This window comes from Thermomonas brevis (assembly GCF_014395425.1).
Lineage (GTDB): Bacteria > Pseudomonadota > Gammaproteobacteria > Xanthomonadales > Xanthomonadaceae > Thermomonas > Thermomonas brevis.
This window is the reverse complement of record NZ_CP060711.1, coordinates 2,566,859-2,589,595: the sequence shown is the minus strand read 5'-3', so window position 1 is coordinate 2,589,595 and position 22,737 is coordinate 2,566,859. Positions and strand designations below refer to the sequence as shown.

Annotated in this window: 28 protein-coding genes; 18 read left to right on the top strand and 10 right to left on the bottom strand. The window is 69.9% G+C overall.

All coding sequences use genetic code 11. The annotated features are described in order from the left end of the window. Positions 1-47 precede the first annotated feature (47 nt). From H9L17_RS11955 to ppk2, 3 genes are all read left to right on the top strand, one after another. The gene (locus H9L17_RS11955) at positions 48-491 is read left to right on the top strand and encodes a GNAT family N-acetyltransferase (RefSeq protein ID WP_187569664.1); all 444 of its coding nucleotides are present in this window, start codon (positions 48-50) and stop codon (positions 489-491) included. A 182-nt stretch (positions 492-673) separates the two neighbouring features. Further along, positions 674-1,006 carry a helix-turn-helix domain-containing protein gene (locus tag H9L17_RS11950; protein WP_187569663.1) on the top strand — a complete coding sequence of 111 codons (333 nt, stop codon included), beginning with the start codon at positions 674-676 and terminating at the stop codon, positions 1,004-1,006. Continuing rightward, on the top strand, positions 1,003-1,779 hold the full coding sequence (ppk2, locus tag H9L17_RS11945; protein WP_187569662.1) for a polyphosphate kinase 2: 777 nt from the start codon (positions 1,003-1,005) through the stop codon (positions 1,777-1,779). The genes H9L17_RS11950 and ppk2 overlap by 4 nt, the downstream gene beginning before the upstream one ends. 6 nt (positions 1,780-1,785) lie before the next feature. Here the strand turns inward: ppk2 and H9L17_RS11940 are convergent, their stop codons facing one another. The 3 genes from H9L17_RS11940 to H9L17_RS11930 are packed head-to-tail and all read right to left on the bottom strand — an operon-like array spanning position 1,786 to position 3,931. Next, positions 1,786-2,055, bottom strand: coding sequence for an acylphosphatase (locus H9L17_RS11940; protein ID WP_187569661.1), 270 nt, complete (start codon positions 2,053-2,055; stop codon positions 1,786-1,788). Beyond that, the gene (locus tag H9L17_RS11935) at positions 2,055-2,654 is read right to left on the bottom strand and encodes a TlpA family protein disulfide reductase (RefSeq protein WP_187569660.1); all 600 of its coding nucleotides are present in this window, start codon (positions 2,652-2,654) and stop codon (positions 2,055-2,057) included. Before H9L17_RS11935 ends, H9L17_RS11940 begins: the two co-directional genes overlap by 1 nt. A 5-nt stretch (positions 2,655-2,659) precedes the next feature. Next, complete coding sequence (locus H9L17_RS11930) at positions 2,660-3,931, bottom strand: YihY family inner membrane protein (RefSeq protein ID WP_187569659.1); 1,272 nt, start codon at positions 3,929-3,931, stop codon at positions 2,660-2,662. 73 nt (positions 3,932-4,004) lie between these two features. On the opposite strand from H9L17_RS11930, the gene wrbA reads away from it, so the two are divergent. Genes wrbA through H9L17_RS11910 form a run of 4 tightly spaced genes read left to right on the top strand, consistent with a single transcriptional unit; the run spans position 4,005 to position 7,036 of the window. Further along, positions 4,005-4,598 (top strand): NAD(P)H:quinone oxidoreductase, encoded by a 594-nt coding sequence (gene wrbA, locus H9L17_RS11925; protein ID WP_187569658.1) that lies wholly within the window; start codon positions 4,005-4,007, stop codon positions 4,596-4,598. Continuing rightward, positions 4,595-4,933 (top strand): DUF2069 domain-containing protein, encoded by a 339-nt coding sequence (locus H9L17_RS11920; RefSeq protein ID WP_187569657.1) that lies wholly within the window; start codon positions 4,595-4,597, stop codon positions 4,931-4,933. Before wrbA ends, H9L17_RS11920 begins: the two co-directional genes overlap by 4 nt. Continuing rightward, the gene (locus H9L17_RS11915; protein ID WP_187569656.1) at positions 4,930-6,507 is read left to right on the top strand and encodes a tetratricopeptide repeat-containing sulfotransferase family protein; all 1,578 of its coding nucleotides are present in this window, start codon (positions 4,930-4,932) and stop codon (positions 6,505-6,507) included. The genes H9L17_RS11920 and H9L17_RS11915 overlap by 4 nt, the downstream gene beginning before the upstream one ends. Before the next feature lie 40 nt (positions 6,508-6,547). Further along, positions 6,548-7,036, top strand: coding sequence for an asparaginase domain-containing protein (locus tag H9L17_RS11910; protein WP_187569655.1), 489 nt, complete (start codon positions 6,548-6,550; stop codon positions 7,034-7,036). 111 nt (positions 7,037-7,147) lie between these two features. Here the strand turns inward: H9L17_RS11910 and H9L17_RS11905 are convergent, their stop codons facing one another. After that, positions 7,148-9,355: a M4 family metallopeptidase gene (locus tag H9L17_RS11905; protein WP_246455087.1), complete on the bottom strand. Its 2,208-nt coding sequence runs from the start codon at positions 9,353-9,355 to the stop codon at positions 7,148-7,150. A 433-nt stretch (positions 9,356-9,788) separates the two neighbouring features. Continuing rightward, positions 9,789-10,340: a putative Fe-S cluster assembly protein SufT gene (gene sufT, locus H9L17_RS11900; RefSeq protein WP_187569653.1), complete on the bottom strand. Its 552-nt coding sequence runs from the start codon at positions 10,338-10,340 to the stop codon at positions 9,789-9,791. Between the two features lie 104 nt (positions 10,341-10,444). On the opposite strand from sufT, the gene H9L17_RS11895 reads away from it, so the two are divergent. Further along, positions 10,445-10,888 (top strand): hypothetical protein, encoded by a 444-nt coding sequence (locus H9L17_RS11895; protein ID WP_187569652.1) that lies wholly within the window; start codon positions 10,445-10,447, stop codon positions 10,886-10,888. On the opposite strand, the gene H9L17_RS11890 is transcribed toward H9L17_RS11895, so the two are convergent. Both H9L17_RS11890 and H9L17_RS11885 read right to left on the bottom strand, forming a co-directional pair. Continuing rightward, positions 10,851-12,242 carry an NAD(P)(+) transhydrogenase (Re/Si-specific) subunit beta gene (locus H9L17_RS11890; RefSeq protein WP_187569651.1) on the bottom strand — a complete coding sequence of 464 codons (1,392 nt, stop codon included), beginning with the start codon at positions 12,240-12,242 and terminating at the stop codon, positions 10,851-10,853. The two genes, H9L17_RS11895 and H9L17_RS11890, sit on opposite strands and share 38 nt — an antisense overlap. After that, the gene (locus H9L17_RS11885; protein WP_187569650.1) at positions 12,239-12,535 is read right to left on the bottom strand and encodes an NAD(P) transhydrogenase subunit alpha part 2; all 297 of its coding nucleotides are present in this window, start codon (positions 12,533-12,535) and stop codon (positions 12,239-12,241) included. Before H9L17_RS11885 ends, H9L17_RS11890 begins: the two co-directional genes overlap by 4 nt. A 150-nt stretch (positions 12,536-12,685) precedes the next feature. Here H9L17_RS11885 and H9L17_RS11880 point away from each other — a divergent pair, with 150 nt between their 5' ends. From H9L17_RS11880 to H9L17_RS11865, 4 genes are read left to right on the top strand one after another with little or no spacing between them, the layout of a single operon-like run. Beyond that, positions 12,686-13,261 carry an RNA polymerase sigma factor gene (locus H9L17_RS11880; RefSeq protein WP_187569649.1) on the top strand — a complete coding sequence of 192 codons (576 nt, stop codon included), beginning with the start codon at positions 12,686-12,688 and terminating at the stop codon, positions 13,259-13,261. Next, positions 13,258-13,650 (top strand): hypothetical protein, encoded by a 393-nt coding sequence (locus H9L17_RS11875; protein WP_187569648.1) that lies wholly within the window; start codon positions 13,258-13,260, stop codon positions 13,648-13,650. Before H9L17_RS11880 ends, H9L17_RS11875 begins: the two co-directional genes overlap by 4 nt. 3 nt (positions 13,651-13,653) lie before the next feature. Next, positions 13,654-14,091 carry a DUF3106 domain-containing protein gene (locus tag H9L17_RS11870; RefSeq protein ID WP_187569647.1) on the top strand — a complete coding sequence of 146 codons (438 nt, stop codon included), beginning with the start codon at positions 13,654-13,656 and terminating at the stop codon, positions 14,089-14,091. Between the two features lie 43 nt (positions 14,092-14,134). After that, positions 14,135-14,449, top strand: a complete 315-nt coding sequence (locus H9L17_RS11865; RefSeq protein WP_187569646.1) for a hypothetical protein — start codon at positions 14,135-14,137, stop codon at positions 14,447-14,449. Positions 14,450-14,472: 23 nt separating this feature from the next. Here H9L17_RS11865 and H9L17_RS11860 read toward each other — a convergent pair whose 3' ends face one another. Then, positions 14,473-15,555 (bottom strand): NAD(P) transhydrogenase subunit alpha, encoded by a 1,083-nt coding sequence (locus tag H9L17_RS11860; RefSeq protein ID WP_187569645.1) that lies wholly within the window; start codon positions 15,553-15,555, stop codon positions 14,473-14,475. 71 nt (positions 15,556-15,626) lie between these two features. Between H9L17_RS11860 and H9L17_RS11855 the strand changes: the two genes are divergently transcribed. The 4 genes from H9L17_RS11855 to H9L17_RS11840 all read left to right on the top strand — a co-directional run bounded on the left by H9L17_RS11855 (position 15,627) and on the right by H9L17_RS11840 (position 18,219). Next, positions 15,627-16,199 carry a nitroreductase family protein gene (locus H9L17_RS11855; RefSeq protein WP_187569644.1) on the top strand — a complete coding sequence of 191 codons (573 nt, stop codon included), beginning with the start codon at positions 15,627-15,629 and terminating at the stop codon, positions 16,197-16,199. Then, positions 16,196-17,095: a 5'-3' exonuclease gene (locus H9L17_RS11850; RefSeq protein ID WP_425507338.1), complete on the top strand. Its 900-nt coding sequence runs from the start codon at positions 16,196-16,198 to the stop codon at positions 17,093-17,095. Before H9L17_RS11855 ends, H9L17_RS11850 begins: the two co-directional genes overlap by 4 nt. A gap of 213 nt (positions 17,096-17,308) precedes the next feature. After that, the gene (locus tag H9L17_RS11845; protein WP_187569643.1) at positions 17,309-17,851 is read left to right on the top strand and encodes an NUDIX hydrolase; all 543 of its coding nucleotides are present in this window, start codon (positions 17,309-17,311) and stop codon (positions 17,849-17,851) included. Further along, the gene (locus H9L17_RS11840) at positions 17,848-18,219 is read left to right on the top strand and encodes a hypothetical protein (protein ID WP_223158048.1); all 372 of its coding nucleotides are present in this window, start codon (positions 17,848-17,850) and stop codon (positions 18,217-18,219) included. Before H9L17_RS11845 ends, H9L17_RS11840 begins: the two co-directional genes overlap by 4 nt. 81 nt (positions 18,220-18,300) lie before the next feature. Here H9L17_RS11840 and pip read toward each other — a convergent pair whose 3' ends face one another. Both pip and prmC read right to left on the bottom strand, forming a co-directional pair. After that, positions 18,301-19,245: a prolyl aminopeptidase gene (pip, locus tag H9L17_RS11835; RefSeq protein WP_187569642.1), complete on the bottom strand. Its 945-nt coding sequence runs from the start codon at positions 19,243-19,245 to the stop codon at positions 18,301-18,303. 156 nt (positions 19,246-19,401) lie between these two features. Beyond that, on the bottom strand, positions 19,402-20,235 hold the full coding sequence (gene prmC / locus H9L17_RS11830; protein ID WP_187569641.1) for a peptide chain release factor N(5)-glutamine methyltransferase: 834 nt from the start codon (positions 20,233-20,235) through the stop codon (positions 19,402-19,404). 200 nt (positions 20,236-20,435) lie between these two features. Between prmC and ahpC the strand changes: the two genes are divergently transcribed. Continuing rightward, complete coding sequence (ahpC, locus tag H9L17_RS11825) at positions 20,436-20,999, top strand: alkyl hydroperoxide reductase subunit C (RefSeq protein WP_187569640.1); 564 nt, start codon at positions 20,436-20,438, stop codon at positions 20,997-20,999. Between the two features lie 156 nt (positions 21,000-21,155). Beyond that, positions 21,156-22,736, top strand: coding sequence for an alkyl hydroperoxide reductase subunit F (gene ahpF / locus H9L17_RS11820; protein WP_187569639.1), 1,581 nt, complete (start codon positions 21,156-21,158; stop codon positions 22,734-22,736). Position 22,737 lies beyond the last annotated feature (1 nt).

Below are 22,737 nucleotides of genomic sequence, written 5' to 3'. Positions count from 1 at the left end.
AGACACTGGCCGCCCGCCTTCATGGGCATGACGCACAAGGGACTTCCATGACGATTTCCATTTCCCGCGCCGGCCCGGCCGACCTCGACGCGCTGGCCGCGCTGTTCGACGCCTACCGCCAGTTCTACGGCCAGCCTTCCGACGTCGCCCGCGCGCGCCAGTGGCTGCGCGAACGCCTGCGCTTCGGCGAATCGACGGTGCTGGTGGCGAAGCGCGACGGCGCGGCCGTGGGCTTCGTCCAGCTGTATCCGATGTTCTCCTCGGTGCGCACCGCGAAGACGTGGATCCTCAACGACCTCTACGTCGATGCCGGCGCGCGCCGGCAGGGCGTGGCCCGCAGCCTGCTCGACGCCGCCGCGGCGTTCGCGCGCGAGGATGGCGCTGCCGGCATCTCGCTGGAAACCACCCAGGACAACGACGCGGCGCGCGCGCTGTACCGCGCCGCCGGTTGGCAGGAAGACGCGACGCAGTGGTATTCGCTGGGGTTCTGAAGCGGGCGACACGAAAAGAACCTTGGGACGCGGATCAGCGCGAATGAGCGCGGATCAATTCCTTGAATCAGATGTTCATCCGCGTTGATCCGCGTCCAAAAAACCGGCGCGGAAATCGGGATGTGCATCCCTCCCCGCAGCCGCTCTACACTCGACGGCATCGCCCAACCAAGGGAATGCCGATGTCCATCGACGCCACCCTGCGACTGCTCAGCAAGGCCAGCGGCCTGACCGTGGCCGACATCGCCACCGCCATCCCGCGCGCCGGCATCGGCACCGTCAACGCCTGGCTCAAGGGCGACAAGATTCCCGGCAAGGATCAGATCGACGCGCTGGCGCGCGCGTTCGGCGTGCCGGCCGGCGCGCTGCTGTCGGAACTCGCCAGCACGCTCGACCCGGCCCGCACCAAGGGCGAGCACGACCTGCTCGCCGCCTACCGCAGCCTCAACAGCCGCCAGCAGGGCGCGCTGCTGATCGTTGCGCTCAGCATGAAGCCGAAGGCGGCGCGCAAGTGAGCAAGCTCAAGCGCAAGGAGTACGAGGCGCTGCTGGAACCGATGCAGGTCGAGCTGGCGAACGCCGCGCGCTGGCTGCAGCACTCCGACCGGCGGCTGGTGGTGCTGGTCGAGGGCCGCGACACCGCCGGCAAGGGCGGCGCCATCGACGCGATCCGCGAGCACCTCAACCCGCGCCAATGCCGGGTCGTCGCGCTGCCCAAGCCGACCGAGCGCGAGGCCACGCAGTGGTATTTCCAGCGCTACGCGGCGCATCTGCCCGCCGCCGGCGAGATCGCGCTGTTCGACCGCAGCTGGTACAACCGCGCCGGCGTCGAGAAGGTGATGGGCTTCGCCAGCGACGCGCAGGTGGACGCGTTCCTGCGCGCCGCGCCGCAGTTCGAGCGGCAGTTGGTCGAGGACGGCATCCTGCTGTTCAAGTACTGGCTGTGCTGCGACCAGGACAAGCAGGAAAAGCGCTTCGCCGAGCGGCTGGCCGACCCCCTCAAGGGCTGGAAGCTCTCGCCCATCGACCTCGAAGCGCGCACGCGCTACCGCGCCTATACCGAGGCGCGCGAGGCGATGCTCAAGGCCACCCACACCGGCTTCGCGCCGTGGACGCTGGTGGATTTCAACGACCAGAAGCTGGGCCGGCTGACCCTGATCCGCGACCTGCTGGACCGGCTGCCGGACACCCGCATCGACGCGCCCGACATCGTCCTCCCGGCGCTGCCCGGCAAGCCGGCGAAGGAACGCTACGGCGCGCTCAAGCCGATCCCCGGCTTCAAGCCCTGACGCCGCTCAGCCGGTCACGAACCCGTCGACGGCGCCCGCCGCGTCCGCATCGGAACGCGCCACGCCCGCCACCCGCGCCAGCGGCGGGCCGCGATGCAGCCAGCGCTCCAGCGCCGCGATCGCCTCGCCATCGCCGACCGCCAGCACCTCGACGCTGCCGTCGGCGAGATTGCGCGCATACCCGGCCAGTCCCAGCCGCAGCGCCTCGTCGCGGGTGGAGGCGCGGAACCACACGCCCTGCACCTTGCCGGTGACGACGAAGCGCGCGGCGGCCATCAGCCGGCCTTGCCGGCGCCGTCCGCAGGCGCGTTCGCGCCCGCCTTGGGCCCGCCGAACGCGGCGATGTCGTCCTCCAGCATGCGCGCGGTCACCGGGCCGGTGTATTTGCGCACCAGCTTGCCGTCGGGCGCGATCAGCCAGGTGGTGGGAAGACCGCGCGGCGCGCCGAAGTCCTTCGGCGGGTCGTACACGTCGATGGGCGCGATCGGATACGCCACCGGCCGCTTCGCCAGGAACGCGCGCAGTTCCTCGGGCGTGGTTTCCTCGTAGGCCAGGCCGATCACCGCGATGTGCTGGCGCATCGCCGCCAGCGCCGACAGCTCCGGCATCTCCTGCAAGCACGGCCCGCACCAGGTCGCCCAGTAGTTGACGATCACCCACTTGCCGCGCTGCTGGGCGAGGTCGTAGGCCGCGCCGTCCAGGGTAGTCACCTTCAACGAGGGCCGTTCCACCTGCGCATCGGCGGCCGGCTTCGCCGGTGCGGATGCCGCCGGCGTGGCGGCCGGTTTGGCGGCGGCGCCCTTGCCGGCCTCCGGCGCGGGCCCGCAGGCCGCGAGCAGGGCCGGCAGCGCCAGCGCGATAAGACGGACACGCATGCGATTCATTCCTCCGAAAGTCCGGCATAGACGCTGGAAACGGGCTGCCGCAGCAAGTCGTGCAGCGGCCCGCGCAACTGCTCCATGGTGTGCCGCACCGCGCTGCCCAGCGCGTCGTCCGCCAGCGGCGGCAGCGCGCCGTCCACCGGCACGCGCAGCTGCGCCGCTTCGTACAGCTCGTCCAGGCGCACCTCGTCCAGATCGCGCGCCAGCAGCCAGTCGCCGCTCTCGGCGCACTGCACCACGTTGATTTCCGCCATCTTCGCCAACAGGTGCTGGACCATGCTGTCGGTCAGGCTGGGCTCCAGCTGCTGGATGCGCTCGCTGCTCAGGCCGTCGCCGCGCCGGCGCGCCTGCTGGAAGCGGCCGAGCATGCGCAGCAGCCCGTACAGCTCGTAGCCGTGCGGCAGACGCAGCGCCTTCGGCTGGTAGCGGAACGCCGACATCGACGAGGCGAGCGAGGCGCCGAACAGGATCGACACCCAGCTCAGGTAGATCCACAGCATCAGGATCGGCGCCAGCGCCACCGCGCCGTAGATCTTCTGGTAGGAATCGAAGCTCGCCAGGTACATGCCCAGCCCGGACTTCACGCCTTCGAACAGCAGCATCGACAGCAGCGCGCCGGCCAGCGCGTGCCGCCACGCGACGGTGCGGTGCGGCACCACCTTGAACACCGCGGCGAAGGCCAGCAGCTCGATCGCCATCGGCGCCAGCCGCAGCATCAGCGCCTCCAGCCAGCGCCCCGGCAACGTCTCGAACACCGACAGCGCGAAGAACCGCGTGGACAGCGCCAGGCTGGCCGCCGCCACCAGCGTGCCCAGGGTCAGCACCGTCCAGTAGACCAGGAAGCGGCCGAGCTTCGGCCGCGCGGTCGGCACCCGCCAGATCCGGTTGAAGATCGACTCGACGCTGCTCAGCGTCACCAGCAGCGAGACGATCAGCGCCAGCGCGCCGGCGGTGGTCAGCGACTTGGTGTTCGAGGAGAAGTCGGTGAGGTAACCGGACACCGCGCGCGCCGCGCTCGGCACGAAGTTGGAGAAGATGTAGCCGCTGAGGCGCTCGCTCCAGGCGTCGAACACCGGGAACGCCGACAGCACGCCGAACGCCACCATCGACAGCGGCACCAGCGCGAACGCGGAGGTGTAGGACAGCGCGCCGGCGGCCTCGAACAGGCGGTCGTCGAGGAAGCGCCGCAGCACGAAGCGGACGAAGCTGCCGGCGCGGGCCGGATCGCGCAGGCGCTCGCTCCAGCGGTAGAGGGAATCCAGCGGCTCCATGCGGCAAGCGTAACCGATGCCACGAACGCGCCGCTTGCACTATGCTGCCCCGCTCCGCACACGATGGGCGCGCATGGCCGAGATCCTTGTCCTGTATTACAGCCGCGGCGGCTCGGTGGCGCGGCTGGCGCGGCAGATCGCGCGCGGCGTCGGCGAAGTCGAGGGCATGCAGGCGCGACTGCGCACGCTGCCGCCGGTAGCGCCGGTGACCGAAATCGCCGCCCCGCCCGAACCCGAGGACGGCGCGCCCTACGTCGAAAAGCGCGACCTGGCCGAATGCGCCGGCCTGCTGCTCGGCAGCCCGACCCGCTTCGGCAACATGGCCGCGCCGGTGAAGCATTTCCTCGACACGCTCGGCGCGGAATGGGCCAGCGGCACGCTGGTCGGCAAGCCGGCGGCGGCGTTCACGTCCACCGCGACCATGCACGGCGGCCAAGAATCGACCCTGCTGACCATGCTGGTGCCGCTGCTGCACCACGGCTGCGTGATCGCCGGCATTCCGTTCACCGAATCCGCGCTCAACACCACCCGCAGCGGCGGCACGCCCTACGGCGCCAGCCACGTGGCCGGCGTGCGGGACGATCCGGAGCTGAGCGACGACGAGGCCGCGCTGGCGCGCGCGCTGGGACGGCGGGTGGCGCAGCTGGCGCGGAGGCTGGACGCATGACGCCGCGGCGCTATCTGGCTCTGTGCCTGTTCGCGCTGGCGGCGCTGTTCGTCGCCTGGTCGCTGCACAACAACCATCTTTGGGCGGGCCTGACGGTGTTCGCGCTGCCGCCCGTCCTACTCGGCCTCGCCGCCCTGCGCGGCTGGCATCGGGCCGGCTTCACCGCCGCGATGCTGGCCCTGCTCTGGTTCAGCCACGGCGTGATGATGCTGTGGTCCGAACCCGCGCTGCGCCTGTTCGCATTGGCCGAAACCGTGCTGGCGCTGCTCATCGTTCATGCCGCCTGCCTGCCCGGCATGCGCGCCCGCCGCGAGCAGCGCCGAACCCCGGAATGAACGGCGATCCGCGCATGGCCGGGCTCGCCCCGGAGCTCGCCGCGACGGTCCACGCCGGCGCGCGCGCGTTGCGCGACGGCGACCCGCGGCGCGCGGAAGCGCTGCTGCAACAGGCCTGCCGGCAGGCGCCGGAACATCCGGAACCGCTGCGCTACCTGGCGATCCTGCAGCTGCACACGCGCCGCGCGCCACAGGCGATCGACACGCTGCAGCGCGCGCTGCACATCACGCCGGACGACGCCCTGCTGCACGCCGACCTCGGTACCGCGCGCTCCGCCTGCGGCCAGTCCGATGCCGCGCTGGACAGCTGGCGGCGCGCCTGCGAACTCGATCCGCGGCAGCCGACGCCGTGGTTCAACCTCGGCCGCAACCTGCAGCAGCGCGGCGACACCGAGGCCGCCATCGAAGCGCTGGAACGCGCCTGCACGCTCGCGCCCGAACTGCTGCCGGCCACCGTCCTGCTGGGCGATGCGCTGGCGCACGCCGGCCGCTTCGACGAAGCCGCGGCGCGCTACCGCGCCGCGCTGCGCCTGCATCCGGCCTGCGGCGACGCCTGGCGCGGGCTGTCCAACATCAAGACGGTGGCGCTGGACGATGCCGACGCGGCCACGCTGCGCGCCCAGTTGCAGCGCCGCGACGTGGCCGACCCCGACCGGGTGGCGATGGGCCACGCGCTGGGCAAGCTGGAAGAGGATCGCGGCCGCCACGCCGAGGCGTTCGCCGCGTTCGCCGCCGCCAATGCGCTGCAGCAGCGGCTGACGCCGTGGAGCGCGCAGGCGTTCGAGCGCTTCGTCGAACAGGCGCTGGCCGCCAGCGAAACCCTGCCCGCGCCGCTCGATCCCGAGCTCGGGCGGGAGGTCGTGTTCATCGTCGGCCTGCCGCGCTCCGGCTCCACCCTGTTCGAGCAGATCCTGGCCGCGCATCCCGAAGTCGAAGGCGCCAGCGAACTGCCCGACCTCGGCATCGTCCTCCAGCAGGAATCGCAGCGGCACGGCGTGCCCTATCCGCAGTGGGTGCCGCAGGCCAGCGCGGAAGACTGGCATCGCCTCGGCCGCGACTACCTCGAGCGCACCGAGCGCTGGCGTACAACGCGTCCGCGCTTCACCGACAAGCAGCCGGACAACTGGAAGCACGCCGGCATCCTGCGCGCGATGCTGCCCGGCGCCACCGTGATCGAAACCCGCCGCGACCCGCTGGAAACCGCGTGGTCCTGCTTCAAGCAGCAGTTCTACAGCCAGCCGCATTTCGCCAACGATCCGGGCAACATCGCCGCGTACCTGCGCGGCTGCGAGCGAGCGATGGATCGCTGGCGCGCGCGCGATCCGGCGCGCATCCACCTGCACCGCTACGAGGACCTGCTGGCCGACCCGGAGCCGCGCATCCGCGCCCTGCTGGCCGACTGCGGGCTGGACTTCGACCCGATCTGCCTGCGCTTCCACGAGGCGCGGCGCAGCGTCCGCACCGCCAGCGCGGCGCAGGTGCGGCAGCCGCTGCGCGGCGACACCGCGCGGGCGCGGGCCTACGGCGCGGCGCTCGACCCGCTGCGCGCCGCGCTGAACCTGCCGCCCGGCTGACCCGTGTTGCCGCCGCGCGTTTTGGCGGACAATTGCCGGCATGGACAACCTGCTCATCGTCACCACCGGCGGCACCATCGACAAGATCTACTTCGACGACAAGTCGGACTACCAGATCGGCGATCCGCAGATCGGCATGATCCTGCGCGAGCTGGGCGTGAACTTCCGCTTCAGCGTGATCCCGATCCTGCGCAAGGATTCGCTGCACATCAGCGACGACGACCGCGAGCTGATCCGCGCCACCATCGCCGCCCAACCCACCCGCCACGTGCTGGTGACCCACGGCACCGACTCGATGGTCGCCACCGGCAAGGTGCTGCAGAGCATCCTCGGCAAGACCATCGTGATGACCGGCGCGCTCAGTCCGGCGCGCTTCCGCGGCTCGGATGCCGAGTTCAACATCGGCTGCGCGATCGGCGCGGTGCAGTCGCTGCCGGAAGGCGTGTACATCGCCATGAACGGCCGCATCTGGAGCCCGGACCACGTGCGCAAGAACGTCGAGGCCAATCGCTTCGAAGCGGCCGACTGACGCGGCGCCGGCTGCGCCGCGGCCTCGCGCGTCCCGCCGAATCCCGCGGGCATAAAAAAAGACCCCGGCCGAAGCCGGGGTCGAACACAAGCCGAATGGACTGCGGAACCGTCAGTTGGTGCCGGCGGTCAGGGTCACGCCCGAGAAGGTCGAGTAGGCGCGCACCTTGATGTAGTAGGTGGTGGCGCTGGTCGGGGTGAGCGTGCAGGTCTCGTTGTTGCCGGTCAGGTACGGACGGCAGGTGTAGCTGCTGGTGGTCGGCTCGGCGCCGGCGCGGACGTACAGGTCGCCATCGCCGGTACCGCCGGCGATCTTGATGGTCGCCGTCTTGCCGGCCGCCACCGCCAGCGTGTAGGTCGAGGACCAGTTGTTGGTCGAGACCGTGGGCAGGTTCACCGAGGAACTGTCGCCGCCACCGCCACCACCGCCAGCCGTGTAATCGCCCTTCAGGCTGACGCCGGAGAACGCCGAGTAGGCCTTCAGGCGCACGTAGTAGGTGCCCGCGGCGGGCGACGCGTACGTGCAGCTTTCGGCGTTGCCGGACTTGTACGGACGGCAGTCGTAGGAGCTGTCGGTGGGCTTGCTGCCGAACTTGACGTACATGTCGGCGTCGCCGCTGCCACCCGACGCGGTGAAGGTCAGGTTGGTCGAGCCCGCGGGAACCTGCAGGGTATAGACCACTTCGCCGCCGGTGCTGGCCGACAGGCCGGTGACCGTCACGCCCTTGGTCAGGGTGCCGCCGGTGCTGCCGCCATCACCACCACCACTGGTCGGGCAGGTCACGCCCACCACCGAGAACGCGGCGGTGACGTCGGCCTTGCTGTAGCCCAGATCCTGCGCCGCCGTTTCCACGCCGCAGGCGCCCTGGTTGAAGGTGCTGCTGGCGGTCCAGTAGTCGCGGTTGGCGCGCGCGAACGCCTGGAAGGCCTTCATCGTGTTCCAGCCGGACTTCTTGGCCAGGGTGCAGAACGCCTTGTTGTACACGCCCGAGGTGTAATGCACGTCCATGCTGCTGGTGTAGTTGGCGGCGTTGTCGATCGAACCACCGTCCTGGGTCGGGTTGCACATGTAGCGCAGCGCGCCGCTGCCCTTGAAGATCTCGGAGCCGACCAGCCAGTCGTTGTTGCCGTTGCGGTCGTAGTACTCGGCGGCTTCGCCGGCCATGTCGGAGAAGGCTTCGTTCATGCCACCCGACTGACCCGAGTAGGTCAGGTTGGAGTTCTGCTCGGTGAAGCCGTGCGAGACCTCGTGCGAGGCGACGTCGAGGCTGACCAGCGGGTAGAACGTGTTCTTGCCGTCGCCGAAGTACATCGCGGTGCCGTCCCAGAACGCGTTCTCGTAGCTGGTCTTGTAATGCACCTTCATCACCAACTGGATGGTCAGCGGGTTCTGGCCCAGGTAGGCGTTGTACATGTCGAAGATCACGCTGCCGAAGTGGTGCGCGTCGTTCAGCGGCGAGTAGGCGCCGTTGATCGACTTCACCGTGTTGCGCGGGCAGGTGTAGGAGAACGCGGTGCTGCCGGAGCTGCCGCCGTTGAGGTTGACGGTCTTGACGTGGCTGTTGTTCATCGTGCACGTCGAGCCGCTCTGGGTGACGTCCAGGTAGCCGTAGTTGGTGCCGTACTCGTACTGGCCGGTCTTGGCGTTGCCGCCGGGGCCGGTGCCGACCAGCGCGTGCTGCAGGTTCTCCCACTTCTTGATCACCTGGCCGCTGATGGCGTCGATGATCACCACCGGACGGGTCGGCTTGCCGCCGGCCACCGCGTCGGCGAAGAAGGTCACCGCATAGGCCAGGTGGCCGCGGCCGGCGTCGTCGATGAAGACCACCGTGTCGGTCTTCTCGTCGCGGGTCAGCATGCCGGCCAGGCCGTTGCCCAGCGCCACGCGCTTGGCGGCGACCAGCGCGGCGGCCTTGCCGAACTTCGGCGTGGTCGAGGGGATGTCGGCCTCGAGGCCGGACACCAGGTTGCCGAACATGCCGCGGACATTGCCGGCGCCGTCTTCGCTGACGGCGACGCCCTGGCCGTAGATCGGGATGCCGCGCCAGGCCTGGTCGTAGCGGTAGTTGCGGACGCCGCGATCCTGGCGGGTGCCGCGCATCAGGAAGGTGTCGTTGGCGCCGGCGTTCATGAACTGCGCATGGCGGCGGTTCGCCATGGTGGCGACGCCCTGCTTGGCGGTGACGGACTGGTACTGCTGGCGGAGCTGGTTGACGTTGCGCTGGTGCAGGTCGACCCGGTTGGCCGCTTCCGCGCCGGAGGCGGCGAGGGCGAACAGGATGGCGGTACCGAGCAGATTGGTCGTGCGGGAACGATTCACTGGCATTACCCCTGGGGTTGTTGGTTGATGCCGCGATGGCGGCTACGGACGAACAACGACACAGCCCGCCTGCATGCCTCCGGGGTGACCCACCGTGTAGTCGCGATGCAGGCGTCGCCCCGAAAACCTGAACGGCAGCCGAAGCGATGGGCGACGGTTGCCGCCAAGAAGCGGGCTCGCCAAGAACTTGAGGGAATGAACACATAACCATGCGTTATGTACGGGACGAAACCCAGCAAAACACAAGGTTTCAGGCGACACCATCGCCTTTTTGCGGTGCAGCAGACACGGCCGTCGACAGCCCTGAACGGGCGTTCGTTTCGCAATGCAACATGCGTTTGCGATGACTCGGCACGTCAAAATGTGACGCTAATTGACTGGGCCGATGGTCATGCCGCCAACGGACCGTTCAGCCAGGAAACGCGGTTTGCGCTCAGAACATCCCGGTTTCCAGCCTGGCCACGTCGGACATCATGGTCTGGTTCCACGGCGGGTCGAATACCAGCTCGATGTCGGTGTCGACCACGGTCGGGATCTGCTCCAGCTTGCTGCGCACGTCGTCGACCAGGATCTCGCCCATGCCGCAACCCGGCGCGGTCAGGGTCATCCGCACGCGGACGCCGCGCCCGCCCTGCTCGGTGCGGTACAGCTCGGCAACGTAAACCAGCCCCAGCTCCACGATGTTGACCGGGATCTCCGGGTCGAAGCAGGTGCGCAGTTGCTCCCAGACCACCCGCTCGACGTCCTCGTCGGTCGCCCCTTCCGGCAGCGCCAGCGGCTCGACCGGCGGCTTGCCGATGGCGTCGCCGTCCTTGCCGGCGATGCGCATCAGGTTGCCTTCGACGAACACCGTCCAGCTGCCGCCCAGCGCCTGGGTGATGTAGCCCACGGTGCCGACGGGCAGGGTGACTTCGTCGCCCTGGGGGACGAGGACGGCGGCGCAATCGCGCTCGAAACGGACGGGTTCGCTGCTGCGGGAGTACATGAATGGGCACGTGGGGATCGAATCCGTACCATTCTAGTCCCAATCCCATTGCCCGTCTCCGTCCGCGATGGGATCATCGCCGGCCTGCTGCCGCCTTCCCGCCGATGCCCTCACCTTCCGATTCGCCCCGCTGGTACGCCCTGCCCCTGCTGGCGCTGGGCGCCGCCGGCTTCGCCGCGTTCTGGATGCTGCTGGCGCTGGCGCTGAACCGGCAGTGCAGCTGGCTGGCCCCGCTGGCCGCGCTGGACATGGCGCTGCTGCTGCGGATGGCGAAATGGCCGGCCGGCGTTTCGCGGGCGGCCTGGGCGACGCTGGCGACCGTCTTCGTGATCGCCGCCGCCAACGTCCTCATCGCCGCCGGCCAGGTCGGCCAGAACTTCGGCCTGCGGCCGTGGGAATCGGCGCTGAAGATCGGGCCGTCCTACGCCTGGCTGCTGCTGACGCTGGCGCTGGATCGCATCGACCTCGTGCTGTGCGCCGCCGGCCTGCTGGTGGCGCTGTGGGCGGGGCTCAGTGGCCGCCGCCGTCCAGCGCCTTCAGCTCGCTGACCAGCGCGTTCGCCATTTCCGCGCCGTCGCCGTACAGCATGCGGGTGTTGTCGGCGTAGAACAGCGCGTTCTCGATGCCGGCGAAGCCCGTGCCCTTGCCGCGCTTGATGACGATGGTGTTCTTCGAGTCCACCACGTCGAGGATCGGCATGCCGTAGATCGGCGATGCCGGATCGGTCTTGGCGACCGGATTCACCACGTCGTTCGCGCCGATCACCAGCGAAACGTCGGTGTTGGCGAACTCCGGGTTGATGTCGTCCATGTCGGCGATCAGGTCGTAGGGAACGCCCGCTTCCGCGAGCAGCACGTTCATGTGGCCCGGCATGCGGCCCGCGACCGGGTGGATGGCGAACTTCACCTTCACCCCGCGATCCATCAGCCGCTGCGCCAGCTCCCAGATCTTGTGCTGCGCCTGCGCCACCGCCAGGCCGTAGCCGGGCACGATCACCACGCGCTCGGCGTAGGCCATCATCGCGGCCACGTCGGCCGCCTCGATCGGCTTCATCGAACCGCCGATCTCCTGCATCGCCGCGCCACCGCCGCCGAAGTTGGAGAACAGCACGTTGCTGATCTTGCGGTTCATCGCCTTCGCCATCAGCCGGGTCAGCAGCATGCCGGCCGCGCCGACCATGGTGCCGGCGATGATCAGCGCCTCGTTGCCCAGCACGTAGCCCTCGAACGCCACCGCCAGGCCGGTGAAGGCGTTGTACAGCGAGATGACCACGGGCATGTCGGCGCCGCCGATCGGCAGCGTCATCAGCTTGCCCAGCGCAAGCGCCAGCACGAAGAAAGCGACGATCCACGGCAGCGCCAGGGTCTGGATCGCCATGACGCCGCAGACCACCGCCGCGACCGCGACCAGCGCGTTGAACCACTGCTGGCCGGGAAAGGTGTAGCGCTTGTCCATGCGCCCGTCGAGCTTGGCCCAAGCGATCACCGAGCCGGTCAGCGAGACCGCGCCGATCAGCGCGCCGATCACCGCCAGCGACAGCGAAAGCCGCGAAGGCACGACCGCGCCGCCGGAGAACTTCACCAGCTCCACCGCGCCGATCGCCGCCGCGCTGCCGCCGCCCATGCCGTTGAACAGCGCCACCATCTGCGGCATGTCGGTGATCGCGACCTTCCTGCCCCAGGCCCAGTTCAGGCCGACACCAATGACGATGGCCGCGACCATCAGCCCGATGTTGTGCAGCCCCGGCAGGAAGAACGTGGCGACGGTGGCGATCAGCATGCCCGCGCCGGCCCACTGGATGCCGCTGCGCGCGGTCTTCGGCGTGCTCATCCGCTGCAGGCCGAGCAGGAACAGGGTGGCGGCGACGAAATAGCTCAGCTTGACCAAGGTGAGGACGCTCACTTCGCCTCTCCCTTCTTGCTGGACTTGAACATCTCCAGCATCCGCTCGGTGACCACGAAGCCGCCGGCCGCGTTGCCCGCACCCAGCAGCACCGCGACAAAGCCCAGCGCCTGCTCCAACGGCGTTTCCGCCTCGCCCAGCACCACCATCGCGCCGATCAGGACGATGCCGTGGATGAAGTTGGAGCCCGACATCAGCGGCGTGTGCAGGATCACCGGCACCCGCGAGATGATGACGTTGCCGGCGATCGCCGCCAGCATGAAGATGTACAGCGCCACGAACCCGTCGCCCACAGTGCCGCTCCCCGGTTGTCTGCCCGCATCATAAACACATGTCCCGCATCTGCGGCCGGGTTGCGGCGCGCCCTGTCAACCGCCGTCGGAGCCGCGCGTTTCCCTCGCATGGCCGCGCAATCCCGCCCGGCCCGGACGCACGGGACGCCCATGCTGCTGCTGACCCCCGCTAAGCTTGGGCCGGTGGAAACCGAAGCACCGACGCCATCGCCCGAGCCGGCCACGCTGGAGGCGTTCCTGCGCGGCATCGACGCGCGCGCCTTCCGCTTCGCCGAGCTGGGCCTGCGCCACCGCGAGGACGCGCTGGACGCGGTGCAGGACGCGATGCTGAAGATGCTGGCCTACCGCGACCGCCCGGCGGCGGAATGGAGCCCGCTGTTCTGGAGCATCCTGCGCAACCGCATGGTGGACATGCAGCGGCGCGGCCTGTTCCGCCTGCGCTGGCTGCTGCCGGGCAGCACCGACCGGGATGGCGAGCCGGTGGACTGGGCCGACGACGGCCCGGACCCGTCGCGCAGCCACGACAGCCGCGAGGCGTGGGAACGGATCAGCGCGGCCCTGCGCCACCTGCCGGCCCGCCAGCGCGAAGCCTTCACCCTGCGCGTGCTGGAGGAGCTGGACGTGGCCGACACCGCCCGCGTCATGGGATGCAGCGAGGGTTCGGTGAAGACGCACCTGTCGCGCGCCCGCGAGGCGCTGCAGAAACAACTGGAGGAATTCCGATGAACACCGGGCCGATGAACGCGAGCGGCAGCGACCGCTTCGACGCCGCCATCCGCGCGCACCACGCCGCCGCGCTGGGCAGCCTGTCGCCACGCGTGCAGGCGCAGCTGGCGCAGCGCCGCAATGCCGCCCTGCGCGGCCAGGCGCGCGCCGACGCCGCGCGCCCGCACCGCCTGCGCTACGCGGCGGCCGGTTTCGCCGCGCTGTGCGCGCTGGCGCTGGGCCTGCGCTTCCAGCCGTCGCCTTCGGAATCGGCGAACGCCGTTCCGTCGGCCATCGCGGCGACGGCCACCGCCCCCGCGGGCGCGGCCAACACCACCCTGCTGGACGAAGACCCCGAGTTCTACGCCTGGCTGGCCTCGGCCGACGCCCGCCTGGTCGCAATGGAGTAACCGATGAACCGCACGATCCGCCTGACCGTCTTCGCCCTGGCCCTGTGGCCCGCCCTCGCCTTCGCGCAGGCGCAGCCCGCCGGCGCGCCATATCCCGAGTGGGACAGGCTCACGCCCGCCCAGCGCGACGTCCTGATCGCGCCGCTGCGCGACCGCTGGAACAGCAACCCCGACGAACGCGCGCGCATGCTCGAACGCGCCCAGCGCTGGAAGGCGATGCCGCCCGGCCTGCGCGATCGCGCCCGCCACGGCGCGCAGCGCTGGGAAGACATGTCGCCGGCGCAGCGCGACCAGGCGCGCGCGCTGTTCCACGCCATGCGCGACCTGGACAAGGATGGCCGCGACGCGTTCCTGGCGAAATGGCGGCAGATGACGCCGCAGCAGCGCGCCGACTGGACGAAGGCGCATCCGGCGCCGGAGCACGATCATCCGCGCGATTGAACCGGTCAGCGATTCGCTTGGACATCACGACGAAGGAGTCCGCATGCGCCACACGATCGCAATCCTCGCCCTTGCCTTTGCGGGATCCGCATTCGCCCAGGACGACAGAACGCATCACCCGGCCCACGAGATCGTCTTCACGTCCGCGAGCCAGCTGCTGGCCTGGTGCGAAGAGGAAGCGCGCGCCCACTACGCCGGCAAGAGCGTCACCACCTACCAGTGGACCGGCCGCCATTTCGAGAGCGGCAATACCCTCCACGCGGAAGGCAAGCTCCGCGCGGACGGCAACGACGTTCCCGTGACCTGCCTGGCATCGAAAGGCGCACGGGAGCGCCACGCGATCATCAAGATCGGCTGAGGGCGCGAAGCCCTACGAAGGATTCACGCCCGCTCCGGCCACACCGTCTTCGCCAGCAGTTCGTCGTTCCAGTCGAACGCCAGCGCGCCTTCCTTCAGCAGCAGCGAGACGAAGTTGAACACGTTGCGCGCGTACATCTCGCTTGCGTGCTGCGCGCCCATCGAAGCGAGGTTGAGCGGGCCGGCGACGGCGACGCCTTCGACCTCGACGGTTTCGCCCGGCCGGGTCAGCTCGCAGTTGCCGCCGGTTTCGGCGGCCAGGTCGACGATCACGCTGCCCGGCTTCATCCCGGCCACCATCGCCGCGGAAACGATCTTCGGCGCGGGGCGGCCGGGCACTGCGGCGGTGCAGACGATCACGTCCACGTTTTTCAGGTGCTCGGCGAGGCGGCGCTGCTGTTCGGCGCGCTCCTCGTCGGTCAGCGCGCGCGCGTAGCCGCCCTCGCCCGCGGCGGACACGCCGAGGTCGAGGAACTTGCCGCCCAGCGATTCGATCTGCTCGCGCGTTTCCGGGCGCACGTCGAAGCCTTCGACCTGCGCGCCGAGACGCTTGGCCGTGGCGATGGCCTGCAAACCGGCCACGCCCGCGCCGACGATCAGCACCTTCGACGGCCGGATGGTGCCGGCGGCGGTGGTCAGCATCGGGAAGAAGCGCGGCGCCAGCTGCGCGGCGATCAGCACCGCCTTGTAGCCGGCCATGCCGGCCTGCGAGCTGAGCACGTCCATCGCCTGCGCGCGGGTGGTGCGCGGCAGCCGCTCCAGCGGGAAGGCGACGATGCCGCGCGCGTGGATCGCCTCGCCGCGCGCCGCGTCGGCCTGCGGATGCAGGCTGCCGACCAGCACCGCATCCTGCTTCAGCCCGGCGATGGCGGCGTTGTCCGGCGGCTGCACGCACAGCACCACGTCGGCCTCCGCGACCGCGTCTTCCGCGAGCTGCGCGCCGGCGGCGGCGTACGCCGCGTCGGAAAAGAACGCGCCCGCGCCGATGCCCGGCTGGATGCGCACGGTGGCGCCGGCCGCCACCAGCTTCTTGCAGGTTTCCGGACTGAGGGCCACCCGGCGCTCGCCCGCCGCCGTTTCGCGCGCCACGCCCACGATCACCGCCATCGCCCGCTCCGCGTCAGATTCGATACCGCATCCTACCGTTACCATGGCCCTTCCCCGCAAGCGCGACCGCCATGCTGACCCTGGACGACCTCGACCGCCGCCTTTCCACGCCGACCCGCCAGCTGGCGGCGCCCGGCCCCGACGAGGCGCAATTGCTGCGCATGCTGCGGACCGCCGCGCGCGTGCCCGACCACGGCAAGCGCGTGCCGTTCCGCTTCCTGCGCATCGCCGGCGCCGCCCGCACCGCCCTGGCCGATGCCGCCGAGGCGCGGCTGCTGGAGCGCGAACCGGCCTCCGGCGAGGGCGTGGTCGAGAAGCTGCGCACCCGCTTCACCGTGCCGCCGCTGACCGTCGCGGTGATCGCCCGCCTCGGCCCGGACGAGAAGATCCCGGAATCCGAGCGCTTCTCCACCGCCGCCTGCGTCTGCCTGCTGCTGTTGCAGGCCGCGCAGGCCGAAGGCTACGGCGCGCAGTGGCTGACCGGCTGGCCGGCCTACGACCGCGGCTTCCTCGAACGCACGCTGGGCCTGGCCGTCGACGAGCAGTTGGTCGGGACGATCGCCATCGGCACGCCGACCGTGGACGTCCCCGAGCGCGACCGTCCCGACCCGCGCGCCCTGCTCGCCGACTGGACGCCCGCGTGACGAACGCGCTGCCGACGCTGCACCTGGTCGACGCCTCGCTGTACGTGTTCCGCGCCTGGCATTCGATGCCGGACGAGTTCCACGACGCCGACGGCTGGCCGACCAACGCGGTGCACGGCTTCGCCCGCTTCCTGCTGGAGCTGCTGGAACGCGAGCGCCCGCAACACATCGCCGTCGCCTTCGACGAAGCCCTGGACTCCTGCTTCCGCAACGCGCTGTACCCGGCCTACAAGGCCAACCGCGAGCCCGCGCCGCCGGAGCTGCGCCGCCAGTTCGCCTGGTGCAAGGCGCTGTGCAACGCGCTGGGCCTGCGCACGCTGGCGCATACCGACTACGAGGCCGATGATTTGATCGGCAGTGCGGTGCATCGCGCGCGCGGAGACGGTTTCCGCAGCGTCATTGTTTCCGCCGACAAGGACCTGTCGCAGTTGCTGCACGCGCACGACGAACAGTACGACTTCGCCAAGGGCCAGCGCTGGGGCGCGGCCGGGGTGAAGGCGCGGCACGGCGTGCACGCGCACCAGATCGCCGACTACCTGGCGCTGACCGGCGACGCGGTGGACAACATCCCCGGCGTCACCGGCGTCGGCCCGAAGTCGGCGGCGGTGCTGCTGGCGCATTTCGAATCGCTGGACGCGCTGCTGGCGCGCATCGACGAGGTGCCGTTCCTGCGTCTGCGCGGCGCCGCGCAGCTGGCGGTGCGCCTGCGCGAGCAGCGCGAGCACGCGCTGCTGTGGCGGCAGCTGACCACGGTGGCGCTGGACGCGCCGCTGCCCGAAGGCGGCTTCGCGCGCGGCCGGGGCGACGACGCGGAACTGCAGGCGCTGGCGGACTGGGTGGGCTTCGGCCCGCTGACCCGCAAGCGGCTCGCGGACGCGGCGGGGCTGTCGAGCTGAGACTTGTCGCGCCCCTCGTCATTCCCGCGAAGGCGGGCTGCTTCTGACAGACGAATGTCTGTCGCATCCAGTGACTTTTATCCACGCCAAGCCGATCTTGCCGAAGCGTTCATAGACGCTGGATACGCAGACATCCGTTTGCGAAAAGATGTCCGCCCTCGCGGGAATGACGAGCGGAAAATCTTCCGCATGCGCGTGGGTTAGCATCGGCGCATGAGCAACCTCAAACAGACCCTGTACGAAGGCCAGTGGCTGCGGCTGGTGCGCATCGGCCACTGGGAATCCTGCGAACGCACGCACGCGCAGGGCATGGCGGTGATCGTGATCGCGGTGACGCCGGACGACGAGGTGCTGTTCGTCGAGCAGTACCGCATCCCGCTCGGCGCGCGCACCATCGAGATGCCGGCCGGGCTGGTGGGCGACGACCACGCCGAGGACACGCTGGTCGACGCCGCGCGGCGCGAGCTGATCGAGGAGACCGGCTGGTCGGCGGGCCGGGTGGACGTGCTGCTGACCGGCCCCACCAGCTCCGGCATGAGCAACGAGCGCATCGCCTTCGTGCGCGCCCGCGAGCTGGTGCGAGTGGGCGAAGGCGGCGGCGTGGACGACGAGAACATCATCGTCCACGCGGTGCCGCGCGCGCAGGCGCCGGCGTGGCTCATGCGCAAGCGCGCCGAAGGCTACGAGCTGGACCTCAAGCTGTGGGCCGGACTGTGGATGATCGACCACAACCCGGACGGCTCGCCGGCGGCGTGAACGGCCGGCTGCCCGGAGCGCGCGGCGACGGCGAGCTGGCCGCGTGGATCGCGGCCCTCGGCGGCGGCCTGCTGCTGTGGATCGCCGCCAGCCTGCTGGGCGACCGGAAGGAAGCCTGGGATTCGCCGCTCTACTGGCAACTGGCCTATCCCGCCGGCCTGCTGCTCTGCGGCTGGCTGGGCTGGCGCTTTCCGCGCCGCCCTTGGCGCTGGCCGGTGGCGGTGATGGCCAGCCAGGCCGTCGCCCTGTGCATGTCCGCCGCCAGCTTCGGCCTGCTGCCGCTCGGCCTCGTTGCGTTCCTGCTGCTGGCGCTGCCGGGCATCGGCATCGTCGTGTTGGTCGCGCGGTTTTCGCCCTATCGGCGCTGAAGCGCCCTCACCGCCGCCGGACGCGTATGCATCGGCACCGCGCCGGCAGCGAAGCCGCCCGGCGCGGAAGATCGGCGCGCGTCAGCCCGCGAAGCGATCCGTCGCCGCGACCAGCGCGCTGACGTTCTCCTCCTCGAAGGCGGAATGGCCGGCGGTGGCGGAAACCAGCAGCTCCGACTTCGGCCACACGCGATGCAGGTCGAACGCGTTCTGGATCGGGCACACCACGTCGTAGCGGCCGTGCACGATCACGCCGGGGATGTCGGCGATGCGATGCGCGTCGCGCAGCAGCTGGTCTTCGACCTCGAAGAAGCCGCCGTTGACGAAGTAGTGGTTCTCGATCCGCGCGAACGCCAGCGCGAATTCGGCGTCGCCGTGGGTGTCGACATAGTCGGAAGGAATCCGCAGGTAGCTGGTGGCGCCCTCCCAGATGCTCCAGGCGCGCGCCGCGGCCAGCCGCTCCTGCGCGTCGTCCGAGGTCAGGCGGCGGTGGAAGGCGGCGATGAGCTCGCCGCGCTCCGCCTCCGGAATCGCCGCGAGGTAGTGCTGCCACGCGTCCGGGAACAGCCGCGAGGCGCCTTCCTGGTAGAACCATTCCAGCTCCCAGCGGCGCAGCAGGAAGATGCCGCGCAGCACCAGCTCGGTCACTCGCTGCGGATGGGTTTCCGCATAGGCCAGCGCCAGCGTGGAGCCCCAGCTGCCGCCGAACACCTGCCAGCGCTCGATGCCGAGGTGCTCGCGCAACCGTTCGATGTCGGCGACCAGATCCCAGGTGGTGTTGCCGGCGAGGTCCGCGTGCGGCGTGCTGCGGCCGGCGCCGCGCTGGTCGAACAGGACGATGCGGTACTTGGCCGGGTCGTGGAAGCGCCGCATGTTGTCGCTGCAGCCCGCGCCCGGCCCGCCGTGCAGCAGCACCACGGGCTTGCCGTCGGGATTGCCGCACTGCTCCCAGTACAGGGTGTGGCGGCCGTCGACCTGCAGGGTGCCGGTCTGGTACGGGGCGATGTCGGGATACAGCGTGCGCATGGCGAACCTTTTGTTGCGTGATCGACGCGCATTGTAAGGTTTCGCGACATACGCCCCCGCATGCCGCCTATCTCACATGCGCCGCGCTGTCCTGTGGACGGCGTCGCGGTGCCGGGATCGCAACGAAGGCCGTTCGGCTGATCATTCCGGGTAGCGTCAAGCCCACCGCCCCAGCGTCACCCGGTCGCGGTCTTCGAGGTCGCGCTCGGTGGTCGCATCGGCGAAGCCGACTTCGCGCAGCAGCGCGCGCACCGCGTCGCCCTGGTCCCAGCCATGCTCCAGCAGCAGCCAGCCGCCGGGGCGCAGATGTGCCTGGGCTGCCGCCACGATGATACGGATGTCGTCCAGCCCGTCCACGCCGGACGCCAGCGCCATCGCCGGCTCGAAGCGCAGGTCGCCCTCCGCCAGATGCGAGTCGCCCTCGGCGATGTAGGGCGGGTTGCTGGCGATCAGGTCGAAGGTCTCGCCGGCCAGCGGCGCCAGCCAGCTGCCCGCGCGGAACGCCACGTTGCCGATGCCGTTGCGCCGCGCGTTGCCGCGCGCCACCTCCAGCGCATCGGGGCTGGCGTCGGTGGCGACCACCTGCGCGCGCGGGCGCTCCTTCGCGATGGACAGCGCGATCGCGCCGCTGCCGGTGCCGAGGTCGGCCACCCGTGCGTCGGCATCGGCGGGAAGCCGCGCCAGCGCCAGTTCCACCAGCAGCTCGGTGTCCGGGCGAGGCACCAGCGTGGCCGGCGTCACCGCCAGCTCCAGCGTCCAGAACCCGCGCGAGCCGGTCAGGTAGGCCACTGGCTCGCCCTGCGCGCGGCGCGCCACCAGCGCCTGGAAACGGGCGGCGCCCGCCGCCGATACCGGCTCGTCCGCATGCGCGAACAGCCAGCTGCGCGGGAGCGCCAGCACGTGCAGCAGCAGGAGTTCGGCATCGACGGGATCGATGGCGGCGCGGGCCTGGACCAGCAGGCGCGCAGCGGTGGGGGCATCCAAGGTCATCGCCGAATGGTAGTCAGCGCCAGCGGCCAGTGCGCGCCTTGACGCCGGGGAAAGGCCGGCCGGGGCAGCATGAATAGATCAATTCAATAGTCATTGACTATTGATTGAATGGCTATAATCAATTTCCATGATTGATCGTCGCCACCTATGCTGGCCCGGTTCCAGAACCATCCACCCCCAAACCACCCCGAGGAGCACCCATGTCCCTGATCAACACCAAGGTTCAGCCGTTCAAGGCCAACGCCTACAAGAACGGCCAGTTCATCGAAGTCACCGACAAGGACCTGCAGGGCAAGTGGTCCGTCCTGATCTTCATGCCGGCCGCCTTCACCTTCAACTGCCCGACCGAGATCGAAGACGCCGCCGAGCACTACGACGAGTTCCAGAAGGCCGGCGCCGAGGTCTACATCGTCACCACCGACACCCACTTCTCGCACAAGGTGTGGCACGAGACCTCGCCGGCCGTCGGCAAGGCCAAGTTCCCGCTGGTCGGCGACCCGACCCACCAGCTGACCAACGCCTTCGGCGTGCACATCCCGGAAGAAGGCCTGGCCCTGCGCGGCACCTTCATCATCGACCCCAGCGGCACCATCAAGACGCTGGAAATCCACGACAACGCCATCGCCCGCGATGTCAGCGAGACTGTGCGCAAGCTGAAGGCCGCGCAGTACGTGGCCTCGCACCCGAACGAAGTGTGCCCGGCCAAGTGGAAGGAAGGCGCCAAGACCATCGCGCCGTCGCTGGATCTGGTCGGCAAGATCTGATCAAAGCAACCGCACCCTCTTCCGCAAGGGAGAGGGTTGCGTGGAGCCGATGCCCGGCGTCGGCTGCACGCAACCCCCTCACCGCCCTGCCTGCGCGCCGTTGCGCGCGGCACGGCATCGTCTACCCGAAATTCCGAACGCATGCAGGAGACAGCCATGTTGGATGCCGCCCTCAAGACCCAGCTTTCCGCCTACCTGGAAAAGTTGCAGCAGCCGATCGAACTGGTCGCCTCGCTGGACGATTCCGACGCCGCGCGCGAGCTCGACGAACTGCTGGGCGAGATCGCCGCGCTGTCGCCGAAGATTTCCCGCGCCGCCGGCAACGATGCGCGCAAGCCCTCGTTCCTGATCCGCCGCGCCGGCAGCGACGTACAGGTCGGCTTCGCCGGCATCCCGCTGGGCCACGAGTTCACCTCGCTGGTGCTGGCGCTGCTGCAGGTCGGCGGCCATCCGGTGAAGATCGACGAGGCGCTGGCGCAGCAGGTGCGCAACCTGCCGGGCGACTACGTGTTCGAGACCTTCATGTCGCTGCACTGCCAGAGCTGCCCGGACACCGTGCAGGCGCTGAACGCGATGAGCGTGCTGAACCCGCGCATCAGGCACGTCGCCATCGACGGCGCGCTGTTCCAGGCCGAAGTCGAGGCCAAGCAGATCCTGTCGGTGCCCACTATCTACCTCAACGGCGAGGAGTTCGACGCCGGCCGCATGAGCATCGAACAGGTCGTCGCCAAGCTCGACACCGGCGCCGCCGCGCGCGCCGCCGAGGAACTGAAGCAGCGCGAACCCTACGACGTGCTGATCGTCGGCGCCGGCCCGGCCGGCGCGGCGGCGGCGATCTACGCCGCGCGCAAGGGCATCCGCACCGGTCTGGTGACTGAGCGCTTCGGCGGGCAGGTGCTGGACACGATGGCGATCGAGAACCTGCCGTCGGTGGAATACACCGAAGGCCCGAAGCTGGCCGCCTCGCTGGAAGCGCACGTGCGCAGCTACGGCGTGGACATCATCACCGCGCAGCGCGCCAAGACGCTGCATCCGGCCGCGCGCGCGGGCGAGCTGGTCGGCGTCGAACTCGAAAGCGGCGCGACGCTGCAATCGAAGACCGTGATTCTCAGCCCCGGCGCGCGCTGGCGGCAGACCGGCGTGCCCGGCGAGTCGGAGCACCGCAACAAGGGCGTCACCTACTGCCCGCACTGCGACGGCCCGCTGTTCAAGGGCAAGAAGGTGGCGGTGATCGGCGGCGGCAATTCCGGCGTGGAGGCGGCCATCGACCTGGCCGGCATCGTCGAACACGTCACCCTGCTGGAATTCGACGGCAAGCTGCGCGCCGACGAGGTGCTGCAGCGCAAGCTGCACAGCCTGCCCAACACCACCGTGCACGTGAACGCGCAGACCCACGAAATGGTGGGCGACGGCAGCAAGCTGACCGGCCTGCGCTTCACCGATCGCACCAACGGCGAAGTGAGCGACCTGGAGCTGGCCGGCGTGTTCGTGCAGATCGGCCTGCTGCCGAATACCGACTGGCTGAAGGGTGCGGTGGAGCTGTCTCCGCGCGGCGAGATCGTGGTCGATGATCGCGGCCATACCAACGTGCCGGGCGTGTTCGCCGCCGGCGACGCCACCACCGAGCCGTTCAAGCAGATCGTGGTCGCGATGGGCGCGGGCTCGACCGCGGCGCTGTCCGCGTTCGACTTCCTGATCCGTCATTCGGCCCCGGCGGCCGAGGCGCAGGCGGCCTGAA